At 54.2% G+C, this 22,128-nt stretch carries 28 protein-coding genes and 2 pseudogenes; 17 read left to right on the top strand and 13 right to left on the bottom strand.

Translation table 11 applies throughout. From position 1 onward, the window contains the following. Positions 1-36 precede the first annotated feature (36 nt). Positions 37-477: a GFA family protein gene (locus C1J05_RS14165; protein WP_114870818.1), complete on the top strand. Its 441-nt coding sequence runs from the start codon at positions 37-39 to the stop codon at positions 475-477. A 167-nt stretch (positions 478-644) separates the two neighbouring features. On the opposite strand, the gene C1J05_RS14160 is transcribed toward C1J05_RS14165, so the two are convergent. After that, complete coding sequence (locus C1J05_RS14160; protein ID WP_114870817.1) at positions 645-1,415, bottom strand: enoyl-CoA hydratase/isomerase family protein; 771 nt, start codon at positions 1,413-1,415, stop codon at positions 645-647. Between the two features lie 401 nt (positions 1,416-1,816). Between C1J05_RS14160 and C1J05_RS14155 the strand changes: the two genes are divergently transcribed. Next, a complete protein-coding gene (locus C1J05_RS14155) occupies positions 1,817-3,541 on the top strand; it encodes an adenylate/guanylate cyclase domain-containing protein (protein WP_114870816.1) in 1,725 nt (574 codons plus the stop codon). A gap of 672 nt (positions 3,542-4,213) precedes the next feature. On the opposite strand, the gene C1J05_RS14150 is transcribed toward C1J05_RS14155, so the two are convergent. The 3 genes from C1J05_RS14150 to C1J05_RS14140 form a co-directional block, all read right to left on the bottom strand. Continuing rightward, on the bottom strand, positions 4,214-5,209 hold the full coding sequence (locus C1J05_RS14150; RefSeq protein WP_114870815.1) for a fatty acid desaturase: 996 nt from the start codon (positions 5,207-5,209) through the stop codon (positions 4,214-4,216). A gap of 459 nt (positions 5,210-5,668) precedes the next feature. Beyond that, on the bottom strand, positions 5,669-5,941 hold the full coding sequence (locus C1J05_RS14145; RefSeq protein WP_204326055.1) for a DUF982 domain-containing protein: 273 nt from the start codon (positions 5,939-5,941) through the stop codon (positions 5,669-5,671). A gap of 117 nt (positions 5,942-6,058) precedes the next feature. Then, the gene (locus C1J05_RS14140) at positions 6,059-6,265 is read right to left on the bottom strand and encodes a cold-shock protein (protein WP_114872329.1); all 207 of its coding nucleotides are present in this window, start codon (positions 6,263-6,265) and stop codon (positions 6,059-6,061) included. Between the two features lie 462 nt (positions 6,266-6,727). Between C1J05_RS14140 and C1J05_RS14135 the strand changes: the two genes are divergently transcribed. From C1J05_RS14135 to C1J05_RS14120, 4 genes are all read left to right on the top strand, one after another. After that, positions 6,728-7,168 (top strand): GFA family protein, encoded by a 441-nt coding sequence (locus tag C1J05_RS14135; RefSeq protein WP_114870814.1) that lies wholly within the window; start codon positions 6,728-6,730, stop codon positions 7,166-7,168. 399 nt (positions 7,169-7,567) lie between these two features. Continuing rightward, positions 7,568-7,879 (top strand): hypothetical protein, encoded by a 312-nt coding sequence (locus C1J05_RS14130; RefSeq protein ID WP_114870813.1) that lies wholly within the window; start codon positions 7,568-7,570, stop codon positions 7,877-7,879. Continuing rightward, positions 7,876-8,229, top strand: coding sequence for a hypothetical protein (locus C1J05_RS14125; protein WP_114870812.1), 354 nt, complete (start codon positions 7,876-7,878; stop codon positions 8,227-8,229). Before C1J05_RS14130 ends, C1J05_RS14125 begins: the two co-directional genes overlap by 4 nt. 70 nt (positions 8,230-8,299) lie before the next feature. Then, positions 8,300-9,058, top strand: coding sequence for a hypothetical protein (locus C1J05_RS14120; RefSeq protein ID WP_114870811.1), 759 nt, complete (start codon positions 8,300-8,302; stop codon positions 9,056-9,058). A gap of 179 nt (positions 9,059-9,237) precedes the next feature. On the opposite strand, the gene C1J05_RS21540 is transcribed toward C1J05_RS14120, so the two are convergent. Further along, positions 9,238-9,531: a hypothetical protein gene (locus C1J05_RS21540; protein ID WP_162797862.1), complete on the bottom strand. Its 294-nt coding sequence runs from the start codon at positions 9,529-9,531 to the stop codon at positions 9,238-9,240. Between the two features lie 303 nt (positions 9,532-9,834). Here C1J05_RS21540 and C1J05_RS14105 point away from each other — a divergent pair, with 303 nt between their 5' ends. Beyond that, positions 9,835-10,047: a hypothetical protein gene (locus C1J05_RS14105; protein WP_114870808.1), complete on the top strand. Its 213-nt coding sequence runs from the start codon at positions 9,835-9,837 to the stop codon at positions 10,045-10,047. A 151-nt stretch (positions 10,048-10,198) separates the two neighbouring features. Beyond that, a complete protein-coding gene (locus C1J05_RS14100; RefSeq protein ID WP_114870807.1) occupies positions 10,199-10,480 on the top strand; it encodes a hypothetical protein in 282 nt (93 codons plus the stop codon). Positions 10,481-10,681: 201 nt separating this feature from the next. Here the strand turns inward: C1J05_RS14100 and C1J05_RS21920 are convergent, their stop codons facing one another. Both C1J05_RS21920 and C1J05_RS21535 read right to left on the bottom strand, forming a co-directional pair. Beyond that, positions 10,682-10,861, bottom strand: a complete 180-nt coding sequence (locus tag C1J05_RS21920; RefSeq protein ID WP_114870806.1) for a hypothetical protein — start codon at positions 10,859-10,861, stop codon at positions 10,682-10,684. Positions 10,862-11,130: 269 nt separating this feature from the next. Continuing rightward, complete coding sequence (locus C1J05_RS21535) at positions 11,131-11,280, bottom strand: hypothetical protein (protein WP_162798079.1); 150 nt, start codon at positions 11,278-11,280, stop codon at positions 11,131-11,133. Positions 11,281-11,356: 76 nt separating this feature from the next. Here C1J05_RS21535 and C1J05_RS21735 point away from each other — a divergent pair. The 5 genes and pseudogenes from C1J05_RS21735 to C1J05_RS22275 form a co-directional block, all read left to right on the top strand. Beyond that, positions 11,357-12,037, top strand: a pseudogene (locus C1J05_RS21735) (transglutaminase domain-containing protein); the annotation flags it as partial. A gap of 131 nt (positions 12,038-12,168) precedes the next feature. Then, positions 12,169-12,306: a hypothetical protein gene (locus C1J05_RS14085; protein ID WP_162798078.1), complete on the top strand. Its 138-nt coding sequence runs from the start codon at positions 12,169-12,171 to the stop codon at positions 12,304-12,306. A gap of 74 nt (positions 12,307-12,380) precedes the next feature. Then, a complete protein-coding gene (locus C1J05_RS14080; protein ID WP_114872328.1) occupies positions 12,381-12,914 on the top strand; it encodes a hypothetical protein in 534 nt (177 codons plus the stop codon). Between the two features lie 261 nt (positions 12,915-13,175). Next, positions 13,176-13,418, top strand: coding sequence for a transglutaminase N-terminal domain-containing protein (locus C1J05_RS22015; protein WP_114870803.1), 243 nt, complete (start codon positions 13,176-13,178; stop codon positions 13,416-13,418). Continuing rightward, positions 13,372-13,626: pseudogene (locus C1J05_RS22275) on the top strand (IS30 family transposase); the annotation flags it as partial. The gene C1J05_RS22015 and the pseudogene C1J05_RS22275, both read left to right, overlap by 47 nt. A gap of 153 nt (positions 13,627-13,779) precedes the next feature. Here the strand turns inward: C1J05_RS22275 and groL are convergent. Together groL and C1J05_RS14055 are read right to left on the bottom strand one after the other, a co-directional pair. Then, on the bottom strand, positions 13,780-15,405 hold the full coding sequence (groL, locus tag C1J05_RS14060) for a chaperonin GroEL (protein WP_114870802.1): 1,626 nt from the start codon (positions 15,403-15,405) through the stop codon (positions 13,780-13,782). A 37-nt stretch (positions 15,406-15,442) separates the two neighbouring features. Then, on the bottom strand, positions 15,443-15,727 hold the full coding sequence (locus C1J05_RS14055; protein WP_114870801.1) for a co-chaperone GroES: 285 nt from the start codon (positions 15,725-15,727) through the stop codon (positions 15,443-15,445). 28 nt (positions 15,728-15,755) lie between these two features. Between C1J05_RS14055 and C1J05_RS21530 the strand changes: the two genes are divergently transcribed. Further along, positions 15,756-16,130 carry a hypothetical protein gene (locus tag C1J05_RS21530; protein ID WP_205388956.1) on the top strand — a complete coding sequence of 125 codons (375 nt, stop codon included), beginning with the start codon at positions 15,756-15,758 and terminating at the stop codon, positions 16,128-16,130. On the opposite strand, the gene C1J05_RS14050 is transcribed toward C1J05_RS21530, so the two are convergent. From C1J05_RS14050 to C1J05_RS21730, 4 genes are all read right to left on the bottom strand, one after another. Further along, positions 16,127-16,561, bottom strand: coding sequence for a CBS domain-containing protein (locus C1J05_RS14050; protein ID WP_114870800.1), 435 nt, complete (start codon positions 16,559-16,561; stop codon positions 16,127-16,129). The two genes, C1J05_RS21530 and C1J05_RS14050, sit on opposite strands and share 4 nt — an antisense overlap. A gap of 75 nt (positions 16,562-16,636) precedes the next feature. After that, positions 16,637-16,999, bottom strand: coding sequence for a hypothetical protein (locus C1J05_RS14045; protein WP_114870799.1), 363 nt, complete (start codon positions 16,997-16,999; stop codon positions 16,637-16,639). A gap of 23 nt (positions 17,000-17,022) precedes the next feature. Then, positions 17,023-17,502, bottom strand: a complete 480-nt coding sequence (locus tag C1J05_RS21915; RefSeq protein WP_254684605.1) for a hypothetical protein — start codon at positions 17,500-17,502, stop codon at positions 17,023-17,025. Positions 17,503-18,011: 509 nt separating this feature from the next. After that, a complete protein-coding gene (locus C1J05_RS21730) occupies positions 18,012-18,188 on the bottom strand; it encodes a hypothetical protein (RefSeq protein WP_205388955.1) in 177 nt (58 codons plus the stop codon). Between the two features lie 241 nt (positions 18,189-18,429). Here C1J05_RS21730 and C1J05_RS14035 point away from each other — a divergent pair, with 241 nt between their 5' ends. From C1J05_RS14035 to rsgA, 3 genes are all read left to right on the top strand, one after another. Then, entirely contained in the window at positions 18,430-19,158 is a 729-nt protein-coding gene (locus tag C1J05_RS14035; RefSeq protein ID WP_162797885.1) for a gamma-glutamylcyclotransferase, read from the top strand. A 1,148-nt stretch (positions 19,159-20,306) separates the two neighbouring features. Continuing rightward, positions 20,307-21,842 (top strand): DUF6880 family protein, encoded by a 1,536-nt coding sequence (locus tag C1J05_RS14030; protein WP_254684604.1) that lies wholly within the window; start codon positions 20,307-20,309, stop codon positions 21,840-21,842. After that, complete coding sequence (gene rsgA, locus C1J05_RS14025) at positions 21,746-22,126, top strand: GTPase RsgA (protein WP_368073712.1); 381 nt, start codon at positions 21,746-21,748, stop codon at positions 22,124-22,126. The genes C1J05_RS14030 and rsgA overlap by 97 nt, the downstream gene beginning before the upstream one ends. Positions 22,127-22,128 lie beyond the last annotated feature (2 nt).

The raw sequence follows: 22,128 nt of genomic DNA, 5'->3' as shown, positions 1-22,128 counted from the left end.
CCGGATTGACTGGTGCCGATAAAAAGGGAGGATTAAATGGCCAGCCAATATCAGGGTGGATGCGACCACGTGCGTGTAACCGCCTCCGGCGAACCGATCGACAACCATGAATGCCACTGCAATGTTTGCAAATCGGTGACCGGCCAGCAGCACACACATGTGGCTTTCTTCAACTGGGGTGATTTAACAGCCGATCATCCCGAGAAGATGGCTAGACAACCGTTCAACAAGGACAACCCAGACGGTCCGCTGGAGCTTTGCACCTGCTCTGAATGCGGGGCAGCTCTCATGCTGGACGATAAGGAGAAGCGCATCCGGGTCGCTGTGCCAAACGTAATGGGCTACGACGATGCGGCGTTTCCTGATGCAACTTATCACGCGTTCTGGGACGAGAGCAAAGGCTACCCGAAACCATCGGATGGTCGCCCGGTCTACGAGGCACTGCAACCCAGCTTTGCCTGGCCAGCCGGGGCCTAATAGCCTGCCCGAGTGAGTGCCTGGCTCCGCTAAGCGGCCGTCCGACAATATCGACCGGATGGCCGCAGAGAGCCCGGAGCGGACCTGTCGCCTTTGATCAGATAAAGGAAGATAGGTAGAGTTTATCAGACAGTCGGGCCATCGTTATCCCCCGTCCATTTGCCTTCTCATGTCCAGTTTGGGGGACGACGGTTGAGGAAAGCTTCTATCCCTTCCCGAAAATTTGGGTGCTCTGCGAGTACGCACGCCTCATGCGCCTCCATCGCCATTCCCTCCGCGAATGTCGTATCACCGCCATCAGCAAGGCAGCGACGGATTGCAGCAAGCGCGTTCGGGGGTTTGGTGGCTAGTTGCTCACAGAATACTTGGACCGTGGCCTCAATCTCTCCCGCATCATGGATCTCATCCACGAGACCGATTTTGAGCGCCTCTTCGGCATCAATCAATTCGCCCGAATACAGAATCTTGAGTGCCGCGCTGCGCCCCACCAAGCGAACCAAAGCCTGGGTACCGGCAACAGGTGGGACGAAGGCAATATTGACCTCAGGTTGTCCCAGCTGAGCGTCGCGCGCCGAGAAGCGCCGGTCGGCGTGGAGAGACATCTCAAGGCCGCCTCCAACCGCAACACCTCGGATACATGCAATCACTGGCTTTGGTCCGCTGCGGATTCTTCTGGCCAACCGGTGGCACGTAGTGACCCAGTCATCGATAGCTTCCGACGAAATGTTCCGGAATGTTTCGAGGTCAGCTCCAGCGCTGAAATACTTTGGGTTGGTCGATCCGAGCACAATTACACGGGCTGTTTCGTTGGCGAGAAGCAAATCAAATGCCGCCTCGGTTTCATCAAGCATTTGGCGATCGAAGGCATTGACCCGTGGCCGATCGAAACGAAGCCAACCGACCCCTGAAACGACATCGATTGCGACATGCTCAAACATAGACTGATCCCACTGCAAACATATCCTGAAACCGCAACGTACATTTTAGCCCGTCTGGCTGACTCAGAGTACATAAGTCTGGGACTGAATGTCGAGGGGCCCGGGTCCCGGTCGCCAGCTCAGTTAGTGACCCGGCTCTCGACGGCCGCTTAGTCCGCATGTGAGACATACGTCGCAACCGCAGCGAAAGTCCGGTCCTGGTGAAAGCAGTCGTTTAGAACCAAAACTTCGAATTTCCGGTTGTGAACGGCTGCTTAATGCGACGAACCGGTCATCAGAGAAAAACAGTCGAATGACTGCATCGAGCCCAGAGCGGCCATCTTCCGTCCGCGCCAAACGAAAACTCTAGACCTTTGCCTAAGCTGCAAGGTTCGCTAGGTTTTGGATTGAAAGGGAGACTCATGGAGCGCAGGCTTGCCGCAATATTTATGGCAGACGCCGTATCCTCAACCGCTGCTATGGAGCAAGACGAGGAAAGGGCAGTCATCGACATCGCGTCCCGTTTAAAGGCCATAAAGACCGCTGTGGAAAGCAACAAAGGGCGGGTCTTTAACAAGGCGGGCGATAGCATTCTCGCGGAATTTTCTAGCCCGCGCAATGCGATGCTGGCTGCACTTGAGAGCCGCGCCCGCTTGGCTGCTCAAGGTGACGTTAATGCTATGCGGTATGGTCTCCACTTGGCTGATGTTATTGTCGATGGTGAAGATCTGCTAGGAGATGGCGTCAATCTTACGGCTCGCATTCAATCTGATGCGGCACCTGGTGATATACTTGTTTCTGATGCGTTTTTCTCACAGGTCCGTCGCGCGTCTCCCTGCAAGTTTGATCCACCGGTGCAGCGGCAATTCAAAGGCATTTCCGATCCCATAACCGTCTACAGGGTCAGGGAACGGATGGGGGCCCATTTATACCAGTCTGATGCTGCGCGCCCTGATGTCACAGCCAAGCGACGACCGAACTCTGTCGCGGTTGTACCGTTTCGCACCTCGTCTTCTGCGGACGAGGATCAGACCTTCCTTGCCGATGGTCTGGCAGAGGACCTGATACTTGAACTAAGCCGTGTCCAAGGTCTCTTTGTTGTTTCGCGCACCGCAGCCAACGAATTGCGCTACCGTGACCCGGTGGAAATTGGTCGCAAGGCAGGGGTTGGTTTTGTCCTTACCGGATCCGTGCGCAAGTTAGGCAATCGCATCCGGTTCAGCGTTTCGCTTTACAATGGCGACACCGGTGCAGTTGTTTGGAGTGACAGAATCCAGCGCGATTTCCTGGAATTACTGGATATGCTGGACGACGTAGTTGTCCGCGTGGCTTCAACTGTTTTCGGGCGGATCGAGCAGGCTGAGATCCAAGCGGCAAAGCTGAAACGCCCGGAATCGATGACTGCATACGAGTATTATCTTCGCGGGATGGATCTGCACCGCATGGGAGGCGTTACGATCGAAAATTACCGCGAAGCCGTTGAGTGGTTCGACCGTGCGATTGCAGAGGACAAGAGTTTCAGTCGAGGTTACTCGATGAAGGTGTGCTCGGCTTCGAATCTAGATGATTTCGACTTCGATACTGGGCAACGAATGATCGAGACGGCATTGCGCCTGGATCCGGAAGATGCCGATGCACACCGTATCATGGGCAACATGCAACTGCGCATGCACCGTGATTTCGACAAGGCGCAAATTCATTATGAACGCGCTATGGAACTGGCCCCCAACAATGCTCATATTATTGGCTTGGTTGCGGCCTTTCACATCTTCAATGGCGATCCGGAAAAAGGCCTGGAATTGCTTGAACGCGCCGAAACAATGGATCCCTTCATTCCAGTATGGATCTTAGAAAACCGCATACGCGCGTATTTCTCCATGGGCAAATTTGATGACATGCTCGCATGGGCAAGTAAACTGCCATTCCAAACACGATGCTCACGCATCTACCGCGCGGTCGTCAGTATGAAGCATGGAGATGTAGAGCGTGCGCGCCAGTTGATCGCGGCGACGCTCGCGGACGATCCGAGCCTGACTTCTGAGTTCATACGAATGCAGGAACTATACCGTGACGAAAAGATCATGGCAGAGATGTTGCCACTCGCAGAGAGTGCCGGACTGCCAAGCCCTGCCAATGCGTCCGGTTAAAGTCGACTTCGAACAGAGTGCTGGAAGCTTCAATTTGTGGCGTGACCTAACCGTTAAGCATTTCAGTATTGCCGAATTGAGCTCACCGAAATTCACTTCTCTGGCAGCTATGTCCGCGTTGCGTTCATTGGTGCAAAGTGCCGCGAACGTCTGGTCCTGGTGAAAGCAGTCGTTTAGAACCAAAACTTCGAATTTCCGGTTGTGAACGGCTGCTTAACGCGACGAACCGGTCGACAAAGAAAAATAGTCGAATGACTGCATCGAGCCCAAAGCCGCCTTCACCAGCATGTGACAGGTTGAGTTCGTGTTGCTCGCTGCGCGCGCTCACAGCATGGGAAATGCGGCACCAGCATGATTGAGTCCGCTGCTATGCGGTGGAGAAACCGGCCGTTCATGCTGGTCGCAGCGAGAACTTAAGCCCCAACTGATGAGAAGCGGACTTGTGGGCTACCCTATCGGGTTGCGCAAATCGTCCATAACCTCTGCCGTGAACGACGCAGCAATACTCGGCCATGATAGCGGCAGTATTGTGCTGTCGCGGGCGGTGTAAAAGTCGGCCACATTTGCCCTTTCTTTTGATGGGAGGGCTTGGGAGCATTCACACTGGAATTGTAGTTGAAGGCCCGTCACGCTCACATTGAGGAAGGTTAGCCGGCGATCCTGCGCACATCTTTACGTCGCAAGCGCCCGCGCATCCGAAAATGACAATAGTTTGCGACTGTTCTCGTCCCAGAGGTGAAGCCGCGCACAGCGGAAACTCTCCCAAAGCGTAAGGCGCCGGGACTGCGCAAGGATATCGTGGTCTCGGACGACCTCGCCCAAGCGATAGAAGGGAATGCGGCTGGCTAGGTGATGCACATGGTGAACACCGATGTTCGCGGTTATCCAACGCAGAATACCAGGCAGATCGTAGTGCGAACTTCCGTTGAAGGCGGCATCGTGCACGTTCCAGTCTCCCTCATGGTCCCAGAAGGTGTCTTCGAACTGGTGCTGGACGTAGAAGAGCCACATCCCCGTACTTGCGGCCAAAAGCATGGTCGGCAGGAACACGAACAACAGCACGTCCCAACCGCCCAGCCAACCGATTGTTGCAAGCGCGGCTCCGATAACGACGTTGGTTGCCAGAGCGCTGAACCAATACCGCCATCCTGATCGCATCAAACCGACAGGAAGCCGGTTCTGCAGAAAAAACGTGTAGAATGGGATGACACCGAACAAGAATAGCGGATTGCGGACCAAGCGATACGACGCCCTGCCGACCCAATTCTTTTCCCGATACTCCCGGACTGTCAGTGTGGGTAAGTCGCCGACGCCTCGCTTGTCGAGATTGCCGGTCGTCGCATGGTGAATTGAGTGGGTTTTGCGCCATATGTCATATGGCGTCAGCGTTAAAACCCCTATAAACCGACCCATCCAATCGCCTACCCGGCGGTTTTTGAAGAACGCGCCGTGACCACAATCGTGCTGGATCATGAATAAGCGGACCAGGAACGCCGCATTGGCAATCGCCAGCGCCATTGCCAGCCAAGGGCTGATCGACAGCACCCACCAGGCCAGAGCCCAAATCGCCACAAAAGGCGCAAGGGTCACGATCAGTTCGAAGATACTGCGGGAGAGGATAGGTTCGCGATATTTGGCGAGGACCCGGGTCCATTCGGAGGGTTGCATTCTGGTACCTTTCGTATGTCGGGCCTGAAACTGCCCTCGTGTTCTGGGCAATCTGATGCGTTCCGGACCAGGCGCGTTTCAGCTCTTTCTGGCAGCCTTGGCCGGGGGCTTTTTGCGGGCTGTACCGGACTTTGCCATTGGCGTTGGCGTCTCGGCTAGCGCGTTAGCCTCTCTCGAGGCGAGCCTTGCGAAGACGATCTGTCTTGATTCTGCGTTTTTCCGTTTCTTCGTCAAGGATTTCGGTTACTGCGCGCGTAGTTTTGTCCATCAGCGTTTCCGCGCGTGGTTTGGTGCTTTTCAACAATGTGGTGTTTGTAAGACTAGTGATCTGGTGGTCTCCTTGTTGAGCTTATCACTGGGGCCGCGACACGGTCCGCCAGGCTTTGGATGGGCTGATATTTCCGACGTCCTGAGTCTGAATGGTGATCCACGAGTGACGCAGGCGTTGCGCCGCAATGATCAAAGAATGGGTGTTGTTCCGGTGTTCGCATGGTCCAGCTTGAAGCCAGCAGTGTTCGCTGCCGCAAGGAAAGCTTTGCGGGCCGAGCCAACCGTACCCATACAATGCATCGCCGCATCAATCCGACCAACCGCAACGTCTCGGTAGCGATCGGCAACCGGCCACTTTTTCCGAAGCCAGTGTGAGGCCTGTTCTATGGTGGTGAATTTCTTGGTGCCGCCTTCTGGCGACAGAACTAATGTTATGGGGGTTCCCCAGTTAATTTCTATCAAGTTTTTGTTCCATTAAAATCGCGATGGCCATCTCTGAAAACCAAAGGGCCATATCAAGTAAGGAGGCGGGAACAGCCCAAAGGTCATTCCCCTCTTACAATTCAGTTCAACGCCGACTTACGCCAGTGCGAGATTGGTTGCAGCTTCGCGGCCGTCCCGGCCTTCTTCGATGTCGAAGGCCACAGTCTGCCCATCGTCCAGCTGATTAATCCCTGCCCGTTCAAGGGCGGAAATGTGACCCAAAATATCCTTCGGTCCATGCTCAGGGGCGATGAAACCGAAACCTTTTTGAGTGTTGAACCATTTCACGGTGCCGTTGGCCATCGTGATGTCTCCTAGAATAATTGCCATCCACATCACGCGATAGCCCGGCTCAGTGTCGTCGTTGGATCAACTGAGGCCGCTAGAAAACAGAAGGTCGTAAAAAGATACATCGCAAAGTTTATGTGGGTACATGTCCTCTTCATTGCAAGTGCTAAGGACGCAGAACAGGGAATGTGACAAGGTCGAACGACGAGTTTCGGGAAGAATTTACCGCGTCGCCGAACATCCCATGCCGCGGGTGCAAAGGTTTTACGCAGTCGCATCTGCTGCAACTGCAAAAGGCCGGTTTGTGGTGTGGGCATTCGTGCGGAATGCGGCTCTGACCGGTCAGAGCCCTTTTGCGACATTTGGCTCGATCACAACATTCGATACCGACGAGAAATTCGCGACTCGCCGGACGCTGTGCTATGCTCGTGACGCAAGGTGCCGGATTGATTGGTGCCGAAAGAAAGGGAGGATTAAATGGCCAGTCAATATCAGGGTGGATGCGACCACGTGCGTGTAACCGCCTCCGGCGAACCGATCGACAACCATGAATGCCACTGCGATGTTTGCAAATCGGTGACCGGCCAGCAGCACACACATGTGGCTTTCTTCAACTGGGGTGATTTAACAGCCGATCATCCCGAGAAGATGGCTAGACAACCGTTCAACAAGGACAACCCAGACGGTCCGCTGGAGCTTTGCACCTGCTCTGAATGCGAGGCAGCTCTCATGCTGGACGATAAGGAGAAGCGCATCCGGGTCGCTGTGCCAAACGTCATGGGCTACGACGATGCGGCGTTTCCTGATGCAACCTATCACGCGTTCTGGGACGAGAGCAAAGGCTACCCGAAACCATCGGATGCTCGCCCGGTCTACGAGGCACTGCAACCCAGCTTTGCCTGGCCAGCCGGGGCCTAGTAGCCTGCCCGAGTGAGTGCCTGGCTCCGCTGAGCGGCCGTCCGACAACATCGACCGGAGATGGCAGCAATGAGCCCTCTGTTCCAATCTTCTGTGATGCAGCGAAAGTCAGCTTCTGAGCGGATGAGCCGAAAAATGACATGGCTGGAGAAGGTCTTCCGATGCACACGATGGAGTCCTGCAAACCTTGACCTCTCTAGGCGCATGGGTTGTCTCAGAATTGGAGCCAATGTCACCAACGTTGTATTTCTGACGCCCAGAGACTATATGAAGAATACGAAAATTGCGGTTCTCTGCGGCGTCGGCGCATCAGTCTGCGAAAGCGGACCACAATCCTTAATCATGAAAATTCAACTGTCACGTCCTGTCGCAAGGGTCTGATGTTTGGGAAGGTTGCCGATGTCATCGCGCTCGACCACGTCAATTGTGACATTTCTTCATCCGTTTGTGGTCGCGGGATACGCCGATGAACTGCCCGCGGGTGAATACGAAGTGTTGGCAGACGACGAAGTCATCCTGAGCCACAGCTTTGCGGCATACAGACGGACGGCGACGTTTCTATTGATTAATTGGCACACAGGAAAATCAGAGGTGCGCTTAGTGGACCACCGAGACCTGGAGTTGGCTCTGGAGCAGGATCAGGCCAACGCAAATACGAACGCAATCAAAAATAGTGCGGCGGCGCTTTCTCCGTCAGAGGATCGAAAATGAAATTTCCCGAATGGACGAAACCCGGTGTTTACGGTGCCTTGGTTGGCGCAGTTGTTGTATCTATTCTTGGCTTCACCTGGGGTGGCTGGTCAACAGCAGGCAGCGCGGACAAGAGGGCAAATAGCTTCGCGTCAGAGCAAGTCACATTGGCCATGGTGCCGGTTTGTCTAGACCTTTCGCAAGCTGATGCAGAACGCATCGAAAAACTGGCGACACTTCAACAAACCTCAAGCTTTCAGCAGCGCAATGCGATGATGGAAACAGGCTGGGCCACACTGCCCGGCACTGACGTTCCAAGCCGGGATCTGGCAGACGCCTGTCTTGAGGAGCTTGCTTTAGATGGGTCGTAAATTAGGAACAACGGAAACGCGATCTCCGCGCTCTGCCGCAGTTCATATACTAGCAGACAGACCAACAGTCATGGCCCTATTTGTAGGTTCGATCATAGCAGTCATGTTGCTTGCGCTCCCTGCATTTGCACAAACCGCCGCACTGACAATGCCTGAGAACGCCAGTGCCAAACGTTACGGTTCCGGATGGGAATGTAACATTGGTTTCCGGCTAAACGAAAATGCCTGCGTCGCTGTTGTTGTGCCGCAGAACGCATACGAAACGAACCGGTCCTACGGTTCCGGATGGGAATGTCTGCATGGGTTTCGCGGAACCGATGAAGCTGCATGTGTTGCAGTAGAGGTGCCTGAAGGTGGGTTTTTGGACCCGTCGGGCGAACGGTGGCGGTGTTTGCGTGGCTACATCAAGATTGATGACACATGTCAGGAGATCTTGCTGCCAGCAAATGCATACTTGGCAGATGCCTCATATGGTTCCATGTGGACGTGCAAACGTGGGTTTGAAACAACTGGCGAGCAATGTACCCCCATTGCGGTTCCAGCCAACGCTTTTCTGAATGGATCAGGATACGGTCAACCTTGGACATGTGAGCGTGGCTTCTTTGAAAAGGCCGGTCTGTGCGAAGCTGTCGTGGTCCCGCAAAATGCATATTTTGACGGCACAACCTACGGCAGAGGGTGGAAGTGTGATCGTGGCTACGCCGTCTCTGGAGATACATGCGAATTGATCAGCCTGCCCGAAAACGCGCATTTGGATAGGTCGGGAAACCGATGGGAATGCAACCGAAATTTCCAAAAATCAAAGGAGCTGTGCGTGCTTAACAACTAGGCGCAAAACGCGCCAACGACTACTTCAAAAAGCGCAGGTGAGGACAGTTCTGTCCTCTGTGCCGACGCAAAAAGGGAACTACAATGGAAATCAAATCTGAAAATGTTGTCACTATCCGCCGTCCCGTAGGCGGCGCGCAAGCGCCACCAATCACTCCGATCAAACCTACAAATCTGGCGTCAGTCAGGCAGGTCAAAAAGCCCCCATCGGCAGTCGTTTATTGCGAGGGGAATTTTGCGCAAACCGATGGCAAGACGGCGAATGGCCTTGTCCGCCATTAACAAGCGTATCGCATCCTTTCTGTCATCGATAGCACCTGTAGCGGACAAGACAGCGGATCCTTTTTCGACGATATTGAAGCGGATGCAAAACCTGCGCCTTCCGCCATTGCCCTGGTCAACCCAACTTTGGTAAAACTTCGGATCGCGCAAGTCAGTGGTGTTTCCAAGCGCCATATACTCGCGATCGGACATCAGGACACAGACATTTCGGGGGTTTCGATGCTAGTTTGCGCATATTTATCCGTGCAACCAGAAATCATCTGGTCATTGAGGCAAACCGATCCATGCTGAAGATGGGATCTGAAGCGAAGTTTCAGATGAACTACAACGCGTTGATGCATGCGATGGCCGCGCCAGACATCAAAGTAAAACTATTCGATGATCGACCCACGAGACAATCGCGACATATCCGAGGCAAGGCCGAACACTTGACGCTGTTTTGAAGGACCTTTCCTAGACCAACCGATCTGTAACCAAAAAAGAGAGACTAAAAAATTGACGAAACACACAATTACAAATGTCTTCAAAGAGCATAACCCCAAACCGGAAACCGCGCTGGACAAGACGACACGTGTTGTCAGACAAATGGTCGATGAAGAAGCCGAACAACGACAGGCTAAAATCACCCGGCTTCGCAACACCCGTCTTGAACGAGACGCGAACACGCCACCTGAAACCACAACCAAGGCGACGCGCAAAACCCGTTGATCTTTGGGCACTTCAAAGCGATGACAAAGCTTCAGCAGCCTTGTTTTGGGTTGAACGCCTAGATTCCTCACAAGCAATCAAACCGGGCTGAAATCGGCCAAGGCGGATGTCAGATTTCTCAATCGTCCCGGCTTCCTCCAAGGATCAATCCATGACGAATTCAGAGCGGACCACAGAAAAAATTCACTATATCTGCCAGACGTATGTTGAAATGAAGGCTGGGCGAAATGGGCAGACTGGCCTGAAAATTGCCAAGCAATTCGAATACTCCACAGCCTCGGAGGCACAAAACAAAGCCGAACGAGAGGCTCTATCCGTGGATTGCGCAGGTGCTGACGCTTACATGGTCAGTGAGGATCCAAACAGTGGGGAAGTTGGCGAACCAAGCTTCCTTGTAAGGCTGGGCAATGTTCCGGATTTTGACGAAGCCTAGAAATCCGAAAATAGCCACGGCCCGCCCGAAAGCGGTGTCCCTCAACCGCGGTACTGCATTGGCTAATAAGGGTTGTCAAAGGCGGACTATTCTTCAATCCAACTAGTGCGAGCCAACAAAACGGTCATTGGTGCAAGCGCAGCGAATTTACAATTCGTCCCGCTCAGCGGATCTCGGCGCATCGTGCATCTAAGGTCCGCTTTACTTCTTATCGCGAGCTAACTTTTCTTCTTTGGTTAGTTTGTTGTTCCAAACAATTTTGCTTAGGCCCAGTTCTTCCGGCAACGGCTTGGTCTTGCCAAAGTTGACTTTGCCACCTTTGTTCAGGAATTCCTGAACAAGCGCATCATCTGTCGAATGTATGGGTACATGTCTAAACAAAAGAGCTTAGCCTTCTGTACCCTCCCAAGAAACAAACGTTTTGGAACGAAGCGGTTGTTCCTTAACGGTACCCGAACCACCGCTTGTATGGGCTTTGACATTTTGACGTGTGGGATATAGCAATGGCTAGTGGTTAAAAAACCTTCGTCGCGGTGTTGCCGACGTCGAGCAACCACGGCCTTTCGAAACATGAAGCACATTCTCTGTACCAAGTTGGGCACAGAATCCCACGTGAGGTCGTATCCCTGTTTTGCAGCCCGGGTAGTTATCTAAAGAGAAAGGCTGACTAAATTGGAAAATGGCACATTAAACGAGAGATTGGGGAAGCGCTTGAAATCAGACCAGGCGTTCCTTCGATCACCGGCCAAAAAGTTTCGCATGGCAATTGTTACGGCAATCGCATTGGTAACAATTGCCATTGTAGTTCTCTCCTAATCCACTCGAATATCTTTCACCTACTTTAACCCGTCGTACATGGAGCAAATCAATGTCATTCTTGAAGACAGCCTTGGCGTCGCGCTGATCTATCGCTCGACCCGAAAGCTGACGCTGACGCGCGAGGGCCACAGGCTTCTGGCTGCAGCGCACAAGATGCTGGAGGCCGTCGAAGGCGAGTTAGTTGATCTGTCGGTGTCCGCAACTGCGCCGAGCGGTGAGCTTCGCGTGACCGTTCCATCCGTCCTCTCAAAATCACATTTCACAGAGCAGATCGCGGCCTTTTCCAAGGCCCACCCGAGGATCAAACTGTCTCTGGATTTTTCAGACATCCGACGTGACCTGATCGATGCCGGCTTTGATATCGCGATCCGAATGGGCCCCAAGGCGAAAGCGACGCGCACCGCATTGCAGGCAATGGCCGAGCAAAAGGGCGTCTGCCGCGACTTTGCCCATCTCGCCATCGCTTTGTGTCGTTGCATGAACATTCCTGCACGCTACTGCACAGGATATCTGAGTGACACCGGTGAACCTCTCCCTCATCCGCCGGGGGACTTCGCCGCGTGGATGGAGGTCTTTCTCTCTGGTGAATGGCACATGTTTGACCCGCGCAACAACAAGCCGCGGTTTGCGAGAATTCTGATCGCGCGCGGCCGCGATGCCACGGATGTCCCTTTGACCCAGACATTCGGTCAGTACCCTTTGACGGAATTCAAGGTGTGGACGGATGAATTGGCCTGAATGATCTCGGCTTCCTTTTCGATGCGCTATCGTAAATCGGGCCGCCAGTCCCCATATAGATTGTACCGATGCCAAGCATCCCGGTCCGCAATGGGCAAGGAGGTGGCCCCGGCCAATCAAAGGAACATGACATGTCCTTCAAGGACCTGACCGCCAAGGCTGCGGCCGCGATGAAGCCGAAGCCTGCCAAAACAGCAAACGCGCCTGCCAAGGCGAACGAGCCCACGGTCGCTGGCAAGGAGGCGCCAGCGGACTCAGAGACATCTTGAGACCTGCACAGGCTGCGCGCCCCATTCTCAAGGGGGCGCGGGCAACAGAAACAATAAGGGAGAGGATCACGCCGATGGAAGATATGACGAGCAAGACAGTTGCGGTTTTCGCACGACCGTTCACCGTACCCGGTTTCACCGAAACGCTCCCGGCGGGAGAGTACGAGATCGAAACGGAGTTGGTTTCGCCCCCCAATCAACAGGATCCCGAAGCTTGGAAAGCCTCCGTTTTGGTGAAGCTTCATCCCCAGATATCGCATCCTGGACTTGCACGGACTCTTACCGTTTCCCTTGCCGACCTCGACTACGCACGTGCCAGGGACAAGCTGACGGGTAAGGCGCTATCCGACTTCTTCCTCGAGCAAATGCTGGCGGATCCGATGGTGCGCCTCGTGATGAAGGCCGACGGTGTCTCCGAGGCGCATCTGCGCCACCTCTACTCGGACCGCAAAACGCCAGATCCCGATCTGGGTGGGCGGGCATCGATCACGACCACTCAAAAGACGCCGGACGATGCACCAATACAGGCTGCCGAAAACGAAGGCATTTCGACAGAGCCGGAAACACTGTCGCGATCGCTAGGCCGCCAAGTCGCGGGACAGACTTGATGTCGGACGAGGCCATGTCCGAAGGCGAACAGCCATACATTACGACCGTTCGGGCCCGGCGCGACGTTCCGCAGGAACGCCAATGCCTGCGGTGCGAAACCCTTTTCTGGAGCGAAGGGTTCGGAGAGCGGATCTGTCGGCGCTGCAAAAGATTGAACGCCTGGCGAAACGCCGCGCCCGATAGCTCTGGGTCATCGCGCCGCCGCTGATCCGCATCGACCTGCGTGCCGTCTTGCGCGAACCACACTGGACCCCCAAAATTTGGCCTGCCTCGACATCCTTCACACTACAACCTACCGATACCGTCAGGCGGTCGCCCTCGGGCCGCACAGGTTGATGCTGCGTCCGCGCGAAACGCAAGAGTTGGGTCTTGAGGGTCGCAAAGGTCTGAATATGCCTGCGGTTTCAACGGGTGATCGCAACACTTTGATCTTTTTGGAAAGATGGAGTGTTAGAGATGAAGTATCGTACGCGGACGTTTTATACGGACAGACAGAAGTCTGAGATGTGGGACCGATGGCAACGCGGAGAGTCTATGAGCTCGATTGGGCGGCACTTCAATCGTGCGTCGTCTTCGATCTTTCCACATTTGGCGCAGTTTGGTGGGATCCGGCCACCTGCCCGTAAGCGATCTCGATTTGCTTTAAGCTTGGTGGACCGTGAAGAGATATCTCGCGGGTTGGTCGCGCAGAAGTCGCTGCGTTCCATCGCCAATCTGCCGTTTACAGCCGTTCGATGTGGCCCCCGGAGTCCAGACTATCACAGGTGGGTTGCAATTCGCTGTAAAGCGAGAACACTCTCTTAAGTACCGACGCGTTTTTGCTTTCCTTCGCCAAATAAGTCGCCTTTTGTCCGGGGTAACCATCTACATCATGCTTTCCATGTCAGCCATTTCGGTCCTGCCGGATTTTATCGGACGATCAGCAATCATCGCTTCTGTCGTCACAAGCAAGCCAGCAACTGAGGCTGCGTATTGGAGCGCAATGCGCACAACTTTCGTGGGATCAATGATACCCGCCTTCAACATGTCACCGTAGGTGTCTGCCTGTGCATCGTAGCCAAACGTCTTGCAGTCATTCTCGACGATCTTTCCGGCAACGACCGAACCATCAACGCCTGCATTTTCGGCGATCTGGCGCAGCGGTGCCTGGAGGGCCTTGCGGATGATCGCGATGCCTGCCGTCTGGTCTGCATTGTCACCAGAAAGGCCTGCCAGCACCTTGCCAGCGTGAACCAGAGCAACACCGCCGCCGGGAACGACGCCTTCCTGAACGGCCGCGCGGGTTGCATTCAAGGCGTCATCGACGCGGTCTTTGCGCTCCCTGACTTCGACTTCGGTCGCACCGCCGACCTTGATCACCGCAACTCCGCCCGCGAGTTTCGCAAGACGCTCCTGCAGCTTTTCCTTGTCATAATCCGACGTTGTGTCTTCGATCTGAGTGCGGATCTGAGACACACGCGCGGCAATGGTCGTCTTGTCGCCCGCCCCGTCGATCACGGTCGTGGCGTCTTTGGTGATCGTGATCTTCTTGGCGACACCCAGCATATCCAGGGTGACATTCTCGAGCTTGATGCCGAGTTCTTCGGAAATGACCTGGCCACCTGTAAGAATAGCGAGGTCTTCCAGCATCGCCTTACGACGATCCCCGAAGCCAGGCGCCTTGACGCCTGCGACCTTCAAGCCGCCGCGGAGCTTGTTCACCACAAGCATGGCGAGCGCTTCCCCATCGATATCTTCGGCAACAACTAGTAACTGCTTGTCCGCTTGCATGACCGCTTCGAGCAGGGGCACCATTGGGGCCAGCGAGGTCAGCTTCTTCTCGTGAAGCAGGATCACACAGTCTTCCAGGCACGCCGTCATTTTCTCGGCTTTTGTGACGAAGTACGGGCTGAGATAGCCGCGGTCGAACTGCATGCCCTCGACGACTTCCGTTTCGGTCTCCAGGCCCTTGTTTTCTTCGACGGTGATCACGCCTTCGTTCCCAACCTTGGCCATTGCGTCCGCGATCTGTTGGCCAATCGCAGCCTCACCATTGGCCGATATCGTGCCGACCTTGGCGATCTCATCCGTGTCGCCGACAGGACGTGACATTGCCTTGACTTCGGCTACGACGGCTTCCACGGCCTTGTCGATGCCACGTTTAAGGTCCATTGGGTTCATGCCCGCAGCGACCGACTTCATGCCTTCCTTAATAATGGCTTGAGCCAGAACAGTAGCGGTGGTCGTGCCGTCGCCTGCCTCGTCATTGGTGCGCGATGCGACGTCCTTGACCATCTGTGCGCCCATGTTTTCGAATGGGTCGGAGAGTTCGATTTCCTTGGCGACGGTCACACCGTCCTTGGTGATGCGTGGCGCGCCCCAGGATTTGCCCAAAACAACGTTGCGGCCCTTAGGGCCCAGCGTGACCTTGACGGCGTTGGCGAGTGTATTGATGCCCTTGAGCATGCGGCCACGGGAGTCCGTGCCAAATTTGACGTCTTTTGCAGACATGTCGGTATTCCTAAAAATGAGGGAAGGACAGAAGTGGTCAGGCGATGATGCCGAGGATGTCGCTCTCCTTCATGATCATGAGATTTTCGCCGTCGATCTTGATTTCACTGCCGGACCATTTGCCGAACAGGATCCTGTCGCCGGTTTTGACGTCCATGGCGATCCGGTCGCCGTCGTCGTCCAGTGCACCTGCGCCCACAGCCACGATTTCGCCCTCGGCGGGCTTTTCCTTTGCGCTGTCGGGTATGATCAGGCCACCTTTCGTCTTTTCGTCGCCTTCGATGCGACGGACCAGAACGCGGTCGTGTAGAGGCGTAAACATTTTGGAATTGCTCCTTCTAGAGGGTTCCATGGGTATGGCCAAAATTCAGATGCAATGGCGCTTGCCACTTTTCAGTGCCTTTGCAGGAGCGCGCGAGCCTTTCGCGTGCTCCATTCAGTTTTGCGGCGCATTTGTCGCGTGGCGGTTTTTAATCACCGCAGGGGCGATCCAAAGTTACGTCAGCTTCTTTCCACCAATCTCCAGTGCAGGCTTGCCTGCGAGGGAATTGGCTGTGGCCTTGACATTGGGCTTTTCCTGCTTCGGTTTCTTGGCTTCCTTATTGCCGCGTTTGCCGCCTTTACCTTTTGTCATTGTCTTTCCTTTTAGTGTTGGTTGGTTTCATGCCGAAACAATCGACACGCTCAATTTCGAGAACGATGGCGACGAGGGCCGAAGGCATTAGCTGGCACCGCTGACAAAATCGCGCATCTGTGACAACTCGCCTTCGGCCAGAGAGAGGCGGTGACGGGTTACATCGATGATGCTGATCAGAGCGACAGGGGCACCGGCATCCGTGATCGGGATGTGGCGGACATTGTTTCGGGTCATCAGCAGCTCAAGCCGCTGGACAGGTTCTATTAAATTGCAAGTGATGACCTCCTTTGTCATCACGTCCAGCACGAGAATTTCGTCCGAGACCTGCTTGTGGTCGTCAAGGTATTTAACGATATCTCTGCTCGATAGAATGCCATCAACCGTTTGGTTGTCATTTGTCACCAAGAGGGCCGAGGTATCGTCCGCAGCCAGCATGGTGATGGCCTGCGCGATCTGTGCGGTTGGCGCAATTGTCCGCAGGCCTACCTTTGGGTCCTTTAGAAGCTTCTTGATTGTCACGGTGTGGTCCTCACGAGGCGCAATAGGCTCCGAGTTGGAGGTGGGTGGGGCGACAATCGCCCCACTCCTGAAGTTTCACTGGGCGTTGTGGCCTGCCCAGTGGTCGTAGAACTCGAAAAGAGCGCTCAGCACAAACACAGAACCAATCACTTGAGCGTTCCAGACAGCCACGGAGCTTTCGTTGAGATCAAACGCCAGCGGCGCTGCGATCAACGACGAACCCAATGTCAGACCGGCGATCGCTTGCATTAGGTCTTGCCGGGGGTGGTTCAAACACGCCATCCAAAGCGCCACCAGACCACCAAGCATTAGGACTGCCGTCTCACCGATCCTTGCGTTCATCAGAGATTTTTCACCGCCGAGGAGCAGGAAGGGTGAAACGATCAGCCAGAGGCCCAAACTTGCGAAGACCCATCTGAACTTGTCATGCGTGTGCATTGCACAATCTCCAAGGCTAGGTGTTATGCGTCCATTTCGATGCCGGGGATCATCTCGGTTTCAACCGCGATCATCATTTCTTCATCATCCACCAGACCATCGGCGTTGGTATCTATTTCCAGAAACAGATCTTCGGCGAGTTCGGGAAAGACCGTTTGAAGCTCAACGAGGGATGCTTTTCCGTCCCCGTCAGTATCGATCTCGGGGTTCATGGCATGAGCCGAGAAGGCTACGAAGGTCGCGAGAAGAGCACCAATGGCGACTCTACTCATTTTTCTACCCATCAGAGAATTGGCGATCCACAGTGTTTCGCCTAATGCAGAAATGGCCCCGGGTAATGCGGAATACAAGATGTAGATAGAAATAATTAGTGCAGTAAATACAGAAATTTGGGACTGATTGGCAACTTCTCCGCGCAAGCAGGAAAGCCGTACTTTGACGCGCGCCAAGATCATGGCCGCTTTGGTGAATTGCTTTGCGGCACAACGATAGCCATGCCGCAATTGCGAGTGCTTTCTGCGTCAGCAATAGCTGCAGCTGCACAGGTTCGGTTTGTCCGCGTACCAGACCTAGCCGTTCTGAACTTTAAGCGTCCGCTTTGGTAATATTGCAGGGGAGCGCTTATGTGAAAACCTACAAGCCTGTAGTCTATCCCGTCAGATAACTGATCGGAGCGACCAGGAAACCAGCAATGACTTGCACTAAGGATAGACCAGATACCTGCGAAGGGGGGGTATAAAAGTTCAAAGCATTCAGGTCAGGGGACCGGCGTGGGTAGACAGATTTTTCCGAGTTTACTTTTAGAGGGGGGGCTTCTGTAAAGGCAACAGGTGTGATGGCAAAATGGACCGCAAAGAACTCTCGATCAGCATCCGGGACAACCATTCTGCAAAAAAACGTCGGCTTCAAATCGGATGCTGCCGCAAAGGCAGCCACCCGTTACATGCGCGGCTCGGTGCGCCACAAAAAAGCAAGTTTCAAATGTGGGCAAATCTGCTTCTGGCGCACTAGATCACTTCTTATCCCGTGCCGACTTTTCTTCTTTGGTCAGCTTGTTGTTCCAAACATTGTTACTCAAACCCAGTTCGGCTTTTAGCGGTTTGGTTTTTCCGATGTCCACCTTGCCGCCTTTGTTCAGAAACTCCTGAATTAAGGCATCATCTGTCGTTTTCTTTGGGATTTGTTTCATGAATACATACTTACTCGCTTGATTGCATTCTTGTCACGCATCATCTGAGCGGTCAGGCGGGGTCAGCTGATTTGTTGCATTGACGGGTCTGATGCACGAAACAGCAGGATCAATGCACAAGGAGATTGTGACATGATGATCTACGGATTACCCCGCACGCTTCCTGATGCTTTTTTGGCGACGGTGTCCTGCAGCGCATTCTACTCTGGTCATCGGTGCTGAAAACCAACAAGACTGCTCTATGCCTTTTCCAGAACATGTCTTTCAACACACCCCCGCCCTTCGCGATCTAATCACCCATCCAGAGTCCTCGGAGATGCGTTTCGGGCATGAATATTTCGATGAACTGGATAAGCAAGCTGAGGCCGAGGGTTGGCCACCGGGATGGCGCATGGACCACGACGCGCGAGAAGCCAATCGCCAAACGGTCCTAGCGGGACGATGGTCTCGGGATCTTTGGGTTTTCGCCTATGGCTCTTTGATCTGGGATCCTGCGGTTTATGTCGAAGAATACCGGCGTGGCGGTTTATCAGGCTGGCGTCGCAGTTTTTGTATGCTGCTGGAAGGCGGCCGCGGCAGCCATGATCGGCCCGGGCTTATGGCCGCGCTTGATCAAGGTGGGCAATGTGACGGTGTTGCCTTCAGGATCGCTGCAGATTTAGTGGATCGCGAGACAAAATTCATGTGGCACAGGGAGATGTTTGCCGGTGCTTACTGTCCTGTGTTTCACGAAGTTGAAACGTCTCAAGGGTCAGTAGAAGCATTGGTCTTCGTCATGGACCGAACGAACCGCTGCTATATGCCGCATCTGACCGTCGAGGAAGCGGCTCGGATGATTGCAGTCGCCGAAGGCGGGCTTGGCCCAAATTTCGATTACCTTCAGTCGTTGGTCATGCATCTAGACGAATTGGGCATCCAAGACGATGACATGAAGAGACTGCACGCTTCTGCTCGTGCATTCCGAAAGTAACTTGGTCGAGCGCCGTTTCCGCATGTTTTCTCGGATTTCTGTTGACCTATTCTCAACTTCAGCGAAGAAAGACGATCGAAGTTGCTCGAATTGTCTAATTGTGCATTTGCCTTGGGCTGGTTGCGCCGATTGATGTTCGGCGGCGAGGTGTCGAAAACCGGTAGTGCCAGTATTGCCACTTTGAGCCGTTCTAGATTTCACTTTGACCCCGAAGCACATGAAGAAAACCAGCACTATAAGTCGCGGTTTGAAAACAGATTGTTTCCTAAAACGGGATAGACATAGTTTTGCCACAATTTAAAGTGGTGTGGGGGCAGCGTGCTTGCGTAGCATGTATGACGATTTTTCCGAAGTAATTCGATTTGAGCTCGCATGCTCCCCCACGAAACTTCCCATGTTTAAATCTTCTTGGCAGGCCTTGATTCAGACTGCAGCGCACGACTGCTCCGCGGGACAAAAACGGATTTTAACCCGTCCAGCACGATCCTGACCGTCTATTTGTAGGCAATTCAAGAATAAGTAGACCCAGGCCTTCATGCTCTCGGTGCCCTCAACAGTTGATACAAACGCCGCACGAGTTTACCCTAGACTTAAGTGGATCGTAGATCGTGGAGGGGACTATATGCTTGTCGAATTGCAAACCAGACGTCGAGCCCTTGAACTAGCATATCGCAAATACGTGGTAGCCGACAATGCTTGGAATCTTTCGACTTTAAAAGCTATGAGTTGGTTTCCAGAAACTCGCCAAGCCCACGTCGCGATAATAGGGAACCCGGGCTCCAATGTTCGGCGGTTGTACAAGCAACGCGAGAGAGCAATGCTCCAGTTGGAGACCGCGCGTTTAAAGCTTGAAGTCGCGAAATCCCGATTGATGAAAAGACGTCATCACACGACCATGGAAACGCTTCTAATTGGCTGTTCTCAAACGTAAAGACTTCACTGTCTGACCTTTTGCACCGTTGTTTGGGTTTCAAACTGCAAAGCGTCAAATTCAGGTGCGTTGGTTTCGTCTGCAACGATACTTTCCAGGACAGTCAGCGCGTCGCTGAGGGTGCGCCCGGCCTCACCACCATCCGGCCCCGCAGACCACGGACACCCGTGACGGAGCCGTCCTTTCCTTTCTCTGTGACCGATGGCAAAAAGCCTCCATGTCGAAAAAGACCCTCAACAAGGATAATCTGACCGCGCTGGGCGCCGAACGTCTGGCCGACCTGTTGCTTGAGGTCAGCACTGGCAGCGCCGAGATAAAGCGACGGCTGCGGCTTGAATTGAGCCACAATGTTGGTCCGACAGAACTTGCACGCGATGTGCGAAAGCGGCTCGGGTCGCTGCGCAAATCGACCAGCTTTGTCGGGTGGCGCAAGCGCAAATCCCTGATCAAAGACCTCGACACCCAATTGGACATGATCACCGAAAAAATAGCACCTGAAGAGCCGACAGAAGCTTTTGATTTGCTGTGGCAGTTCATCGAGCTAGCACCGTCGGTCTACGAGCGGGTGGATGACAGCCGCGGCGATGTCGGCGATGTCTTTCGGTCTGCAGCGTTGAGGTTTGAAGATATTGGCCCCCGTGCAGTTCTCGATCCAACAGCTTTGGCATCCCGCATTTGGGATGCCTTGCGTGATAACGGCTATGGCGAATTTGACGGAATTATCGGACGGCTTGCGCCGACGCTGGGAGACGACGGCTTAGAGCACCTAAAAGGCTTGGTGAAAGCCTATGGAAAGATGCCCGCCGAAGAGCCGTCAGACGACCATGAGGCACTCGTGTTTCTGCGTGATCTGCGCAGCGACAGCGGCAATTACGCGAGCGATCGAAAAGATCGCCTGACCAAGATGTGTCTGCAAGAGATCGCTGAGGCCCAAGGCGATAATGCGGCCTATATTGCTCAGTATTCGAAGCATGATCTAGCGCGTCCCGATATTGCCGCCGAGGTCGCACGACTTTTGCTGTCGCAGGGACAAGCCAATGAGGCGCTTAACACGCTGACAAGTGCAGACCTGACTAGACGCGCGTTTGGTCAAAGGGAATGGGATGCGGCGTATATTGCCTGTCTGATTGCACTTGATCGGATCGACGAAGCTCAGGCCCATCGATGGGAACGCTTCTGCGGGACGCTCAACCCGGACCTCCTGCGGCATTATCTCAAAGTCCTACCGGATTTTGATGATATTGAGGCGGAGGATCGCGCAAAGGCCAAGGCTCTTAGTTTTGAGGATCTGCATTTAGCATTGGTATTCTTTCTGGACTGGCCGGATTTGTCCTGTGCTGCGCGCCTGATCGAGACGCGTGCTGATGAGCTGGATGGGGATCTCTACCACATCCTGACACCAGCTGCAGAAGCCCTGCGGGAGAAGTATCCCTTGGCGGCAGTTTTGCTGTGGCGGGCCATGATCGATTATGCGCTGACTGAGGGGCGCTCAACCCGTTATGGCCATGCAGCCGATCATCTGATGGACTGCGCCGCAGTTGATGGCGAGATCGGCGACTACGGGTCGTTCGCGTCGCACCTGCGTTATCTTGAAAGTCTAAAAGTGCGGCACGATCGAAAGACGTCCTTTTGGCAGAGGGTAAGCCGCATGAGGAAGTGCAACTTACCGGCGGTATTCGGGAGAACGATGCCAAGGGGCGCCACACAACGACATCACGCTCGCTCCATGCCATCCAAGGCGGTGGCTGGGTGATTGATACGCCGGGAATGCGCACGCTGCATGTAAGTGATGTTTCGACCGGGCTGGATATTCTGTTCTCGGAGATCAGCGAGCTTGCAGTCAAATGTCACTTCAGGGATTGCACCCACGGGCACGAACCGGGTTGTGCGGTTCAGGTGGCGGTTGCGGCCGGCAAGCTCGATTCTGCGCGACTTGGCCGATGGCGGAAGCTTCGCGAAGAAAACCGCGACAACACTCCAACGGAAACTGGTCCACGCGGCAACAAGATCGCAAAGGCCCGCGGCAAACGGCGGTGAGT

The sequence above is a fragment of the Sulfitobacter sp. JL08 genome, from assembly GCF_003352045.1.
Lineage (GTDB): Bacteria > Pseudomonadota > Alphaproteobacteria > Rhodobacterales > Rhodobacteraceae > JL08.
Note: the sequence above shows the minus strand (reverse complement) of the source record. Positions and strands in the feature narration are given on the sequence as shown.

Coding starts and splice junctions, on each gene's coding strand:
- C1J05_RS14080 (WP_114872328.1), top strand. CDS start 12,381: ATGGAAGATATGACGAGCAAGACAGTTGCGGTTTTCGCACGACCGTTC.
- C1J05_RS14045 (WP_114870799.1), bottom strand. CDS start 16,999: ATGCACACGCATGACAAGTTCAGATGGGTCTTCGCAAGTTTGGGCCTC.
- C1J05_RS14135 (WP_114870814.1), top strand. CDS start 6,728: ATGGCCAGTCAATATCAGGGTGGATGCGACCACGTGCGTGTAACCGCC.
- C1J05_RS14035 (WP_162797885.1), top strand. CDS start 18,430: ATGCCTTTTCCAGAACATGTCTTTCAACACACCCCCGCCCTTCGCGAT.
- C1J05_RS21540 (WP_162797862.1), bottom strand. CDS start 9,531: ATGTCCGATCGCGAGTATATGGCGCTTGGAAACACCACTGACTTGCGC.
- C1J05_RS21535 (WP_162798079.1), bottom strand. CDS start 11,280: ATGGCAATTGTTACCAATGCGATTGCCGTAACAATTGCCATGCGAAAC.
- C1J05_RS14120 (WP_114870811.1), top strand. CDS start 8,300: ATGGCCCTATTTGTAGGTTCGATCATAGCAGTCATGTTGCTTGCGCTC.
- groL (WP_114870802.1), bottom strand. CDS start 15,405: ATGTCTGCAAAAGACGTCAAATTTGGCACGGACTCCCGTGGCCGCATG.
- C1J05_RS14155 (WP_114870816.1), top strand. CDS start 1,817: ATGGAGCGCAGGCTTGCCGCAATATTTATGGCAGACGCCGTATCCTCA.
- C1J05_RS14130 (WP_114870813.1), top strand. CDS start 7,568: ATGTCATCGCGCTCGACCACGTCAATTGTGACATTTCTTCATCCGTTT.
- C1J05_RS14055 (WP_114870801.1), bottom strand. CDS start 15,727: ATGTTTACGCCTCTACACGACCGCGTTCTGGTCCGTCGCATCGAAGGC.
- C1J05_RS21730 (WP_205388955.1), bottom strand. CDS start 18,188: ATGAAACAAATCCCAAAGAAAACGACAGATGATGCCTTAATTCAGGAG.
- C1J05_RS14160 (WP_114870817.1), bottom strand. CDS start 1,415: ATGTTTGAGCATGTCGCAATCGATGTCGTTTCAGGGGTCGGTTGGCTT.
- C1J05_RS21530 (WP_205388956.1), top strand. CDS start 15,756: ATGGGTATGGCCAAAATTCAGATGCAATGGCGCTTGCCACTTTTCAGT.
- C1J05_RS14100 (WP_114870807.1), top strand. CDS start 10,199: ATGACGAATTCAGAGCGGACCACAGAAAAAATTCACTATATCTGCCAG.
- C1J05_RS14150 (WP_114870815.1), bottom strand. CDS start 5,209: ATGCAACCCTCCGAATGGACCCGGGTCCTCGCCAAATATCGCGAACCT.
- C1J05_RS14140 (WP_114872329.1), bottom strand. CDS start 6,265: ATGGCCAACGGCACCGTGAAATGGTTCAACACTCAAAAAGGTTTCGGT.
- C1J05_RS14085 (WP_162798078.1), top strand. CDS start 12,169: ATGTCCTTCAAGGACCTGACCGCCAAGGCTGCGGCCGCGATGAAGCCG.
- C1J05_RS14125 (WP_114870812.1), top strand. CDS start 7,876: ATGAAATTTCCCGAATGGACGAAACCCGGTGTTTACGGTGCCTTGGTT.
- C1J05_RS14030 (WP_254684604.1), top strand. CDS start 20,307: ATGTCGAAAAAGACCCTCAACAAGGATAATCTGACCGCGCTGGGCGCC.
- C1J05_RS14165 (WP_114870818.1), top strand. CDS start 37: ATGGCCAGCCAATATCAGGGTGGATGCGACCACGTGCGTGTAACCGCC.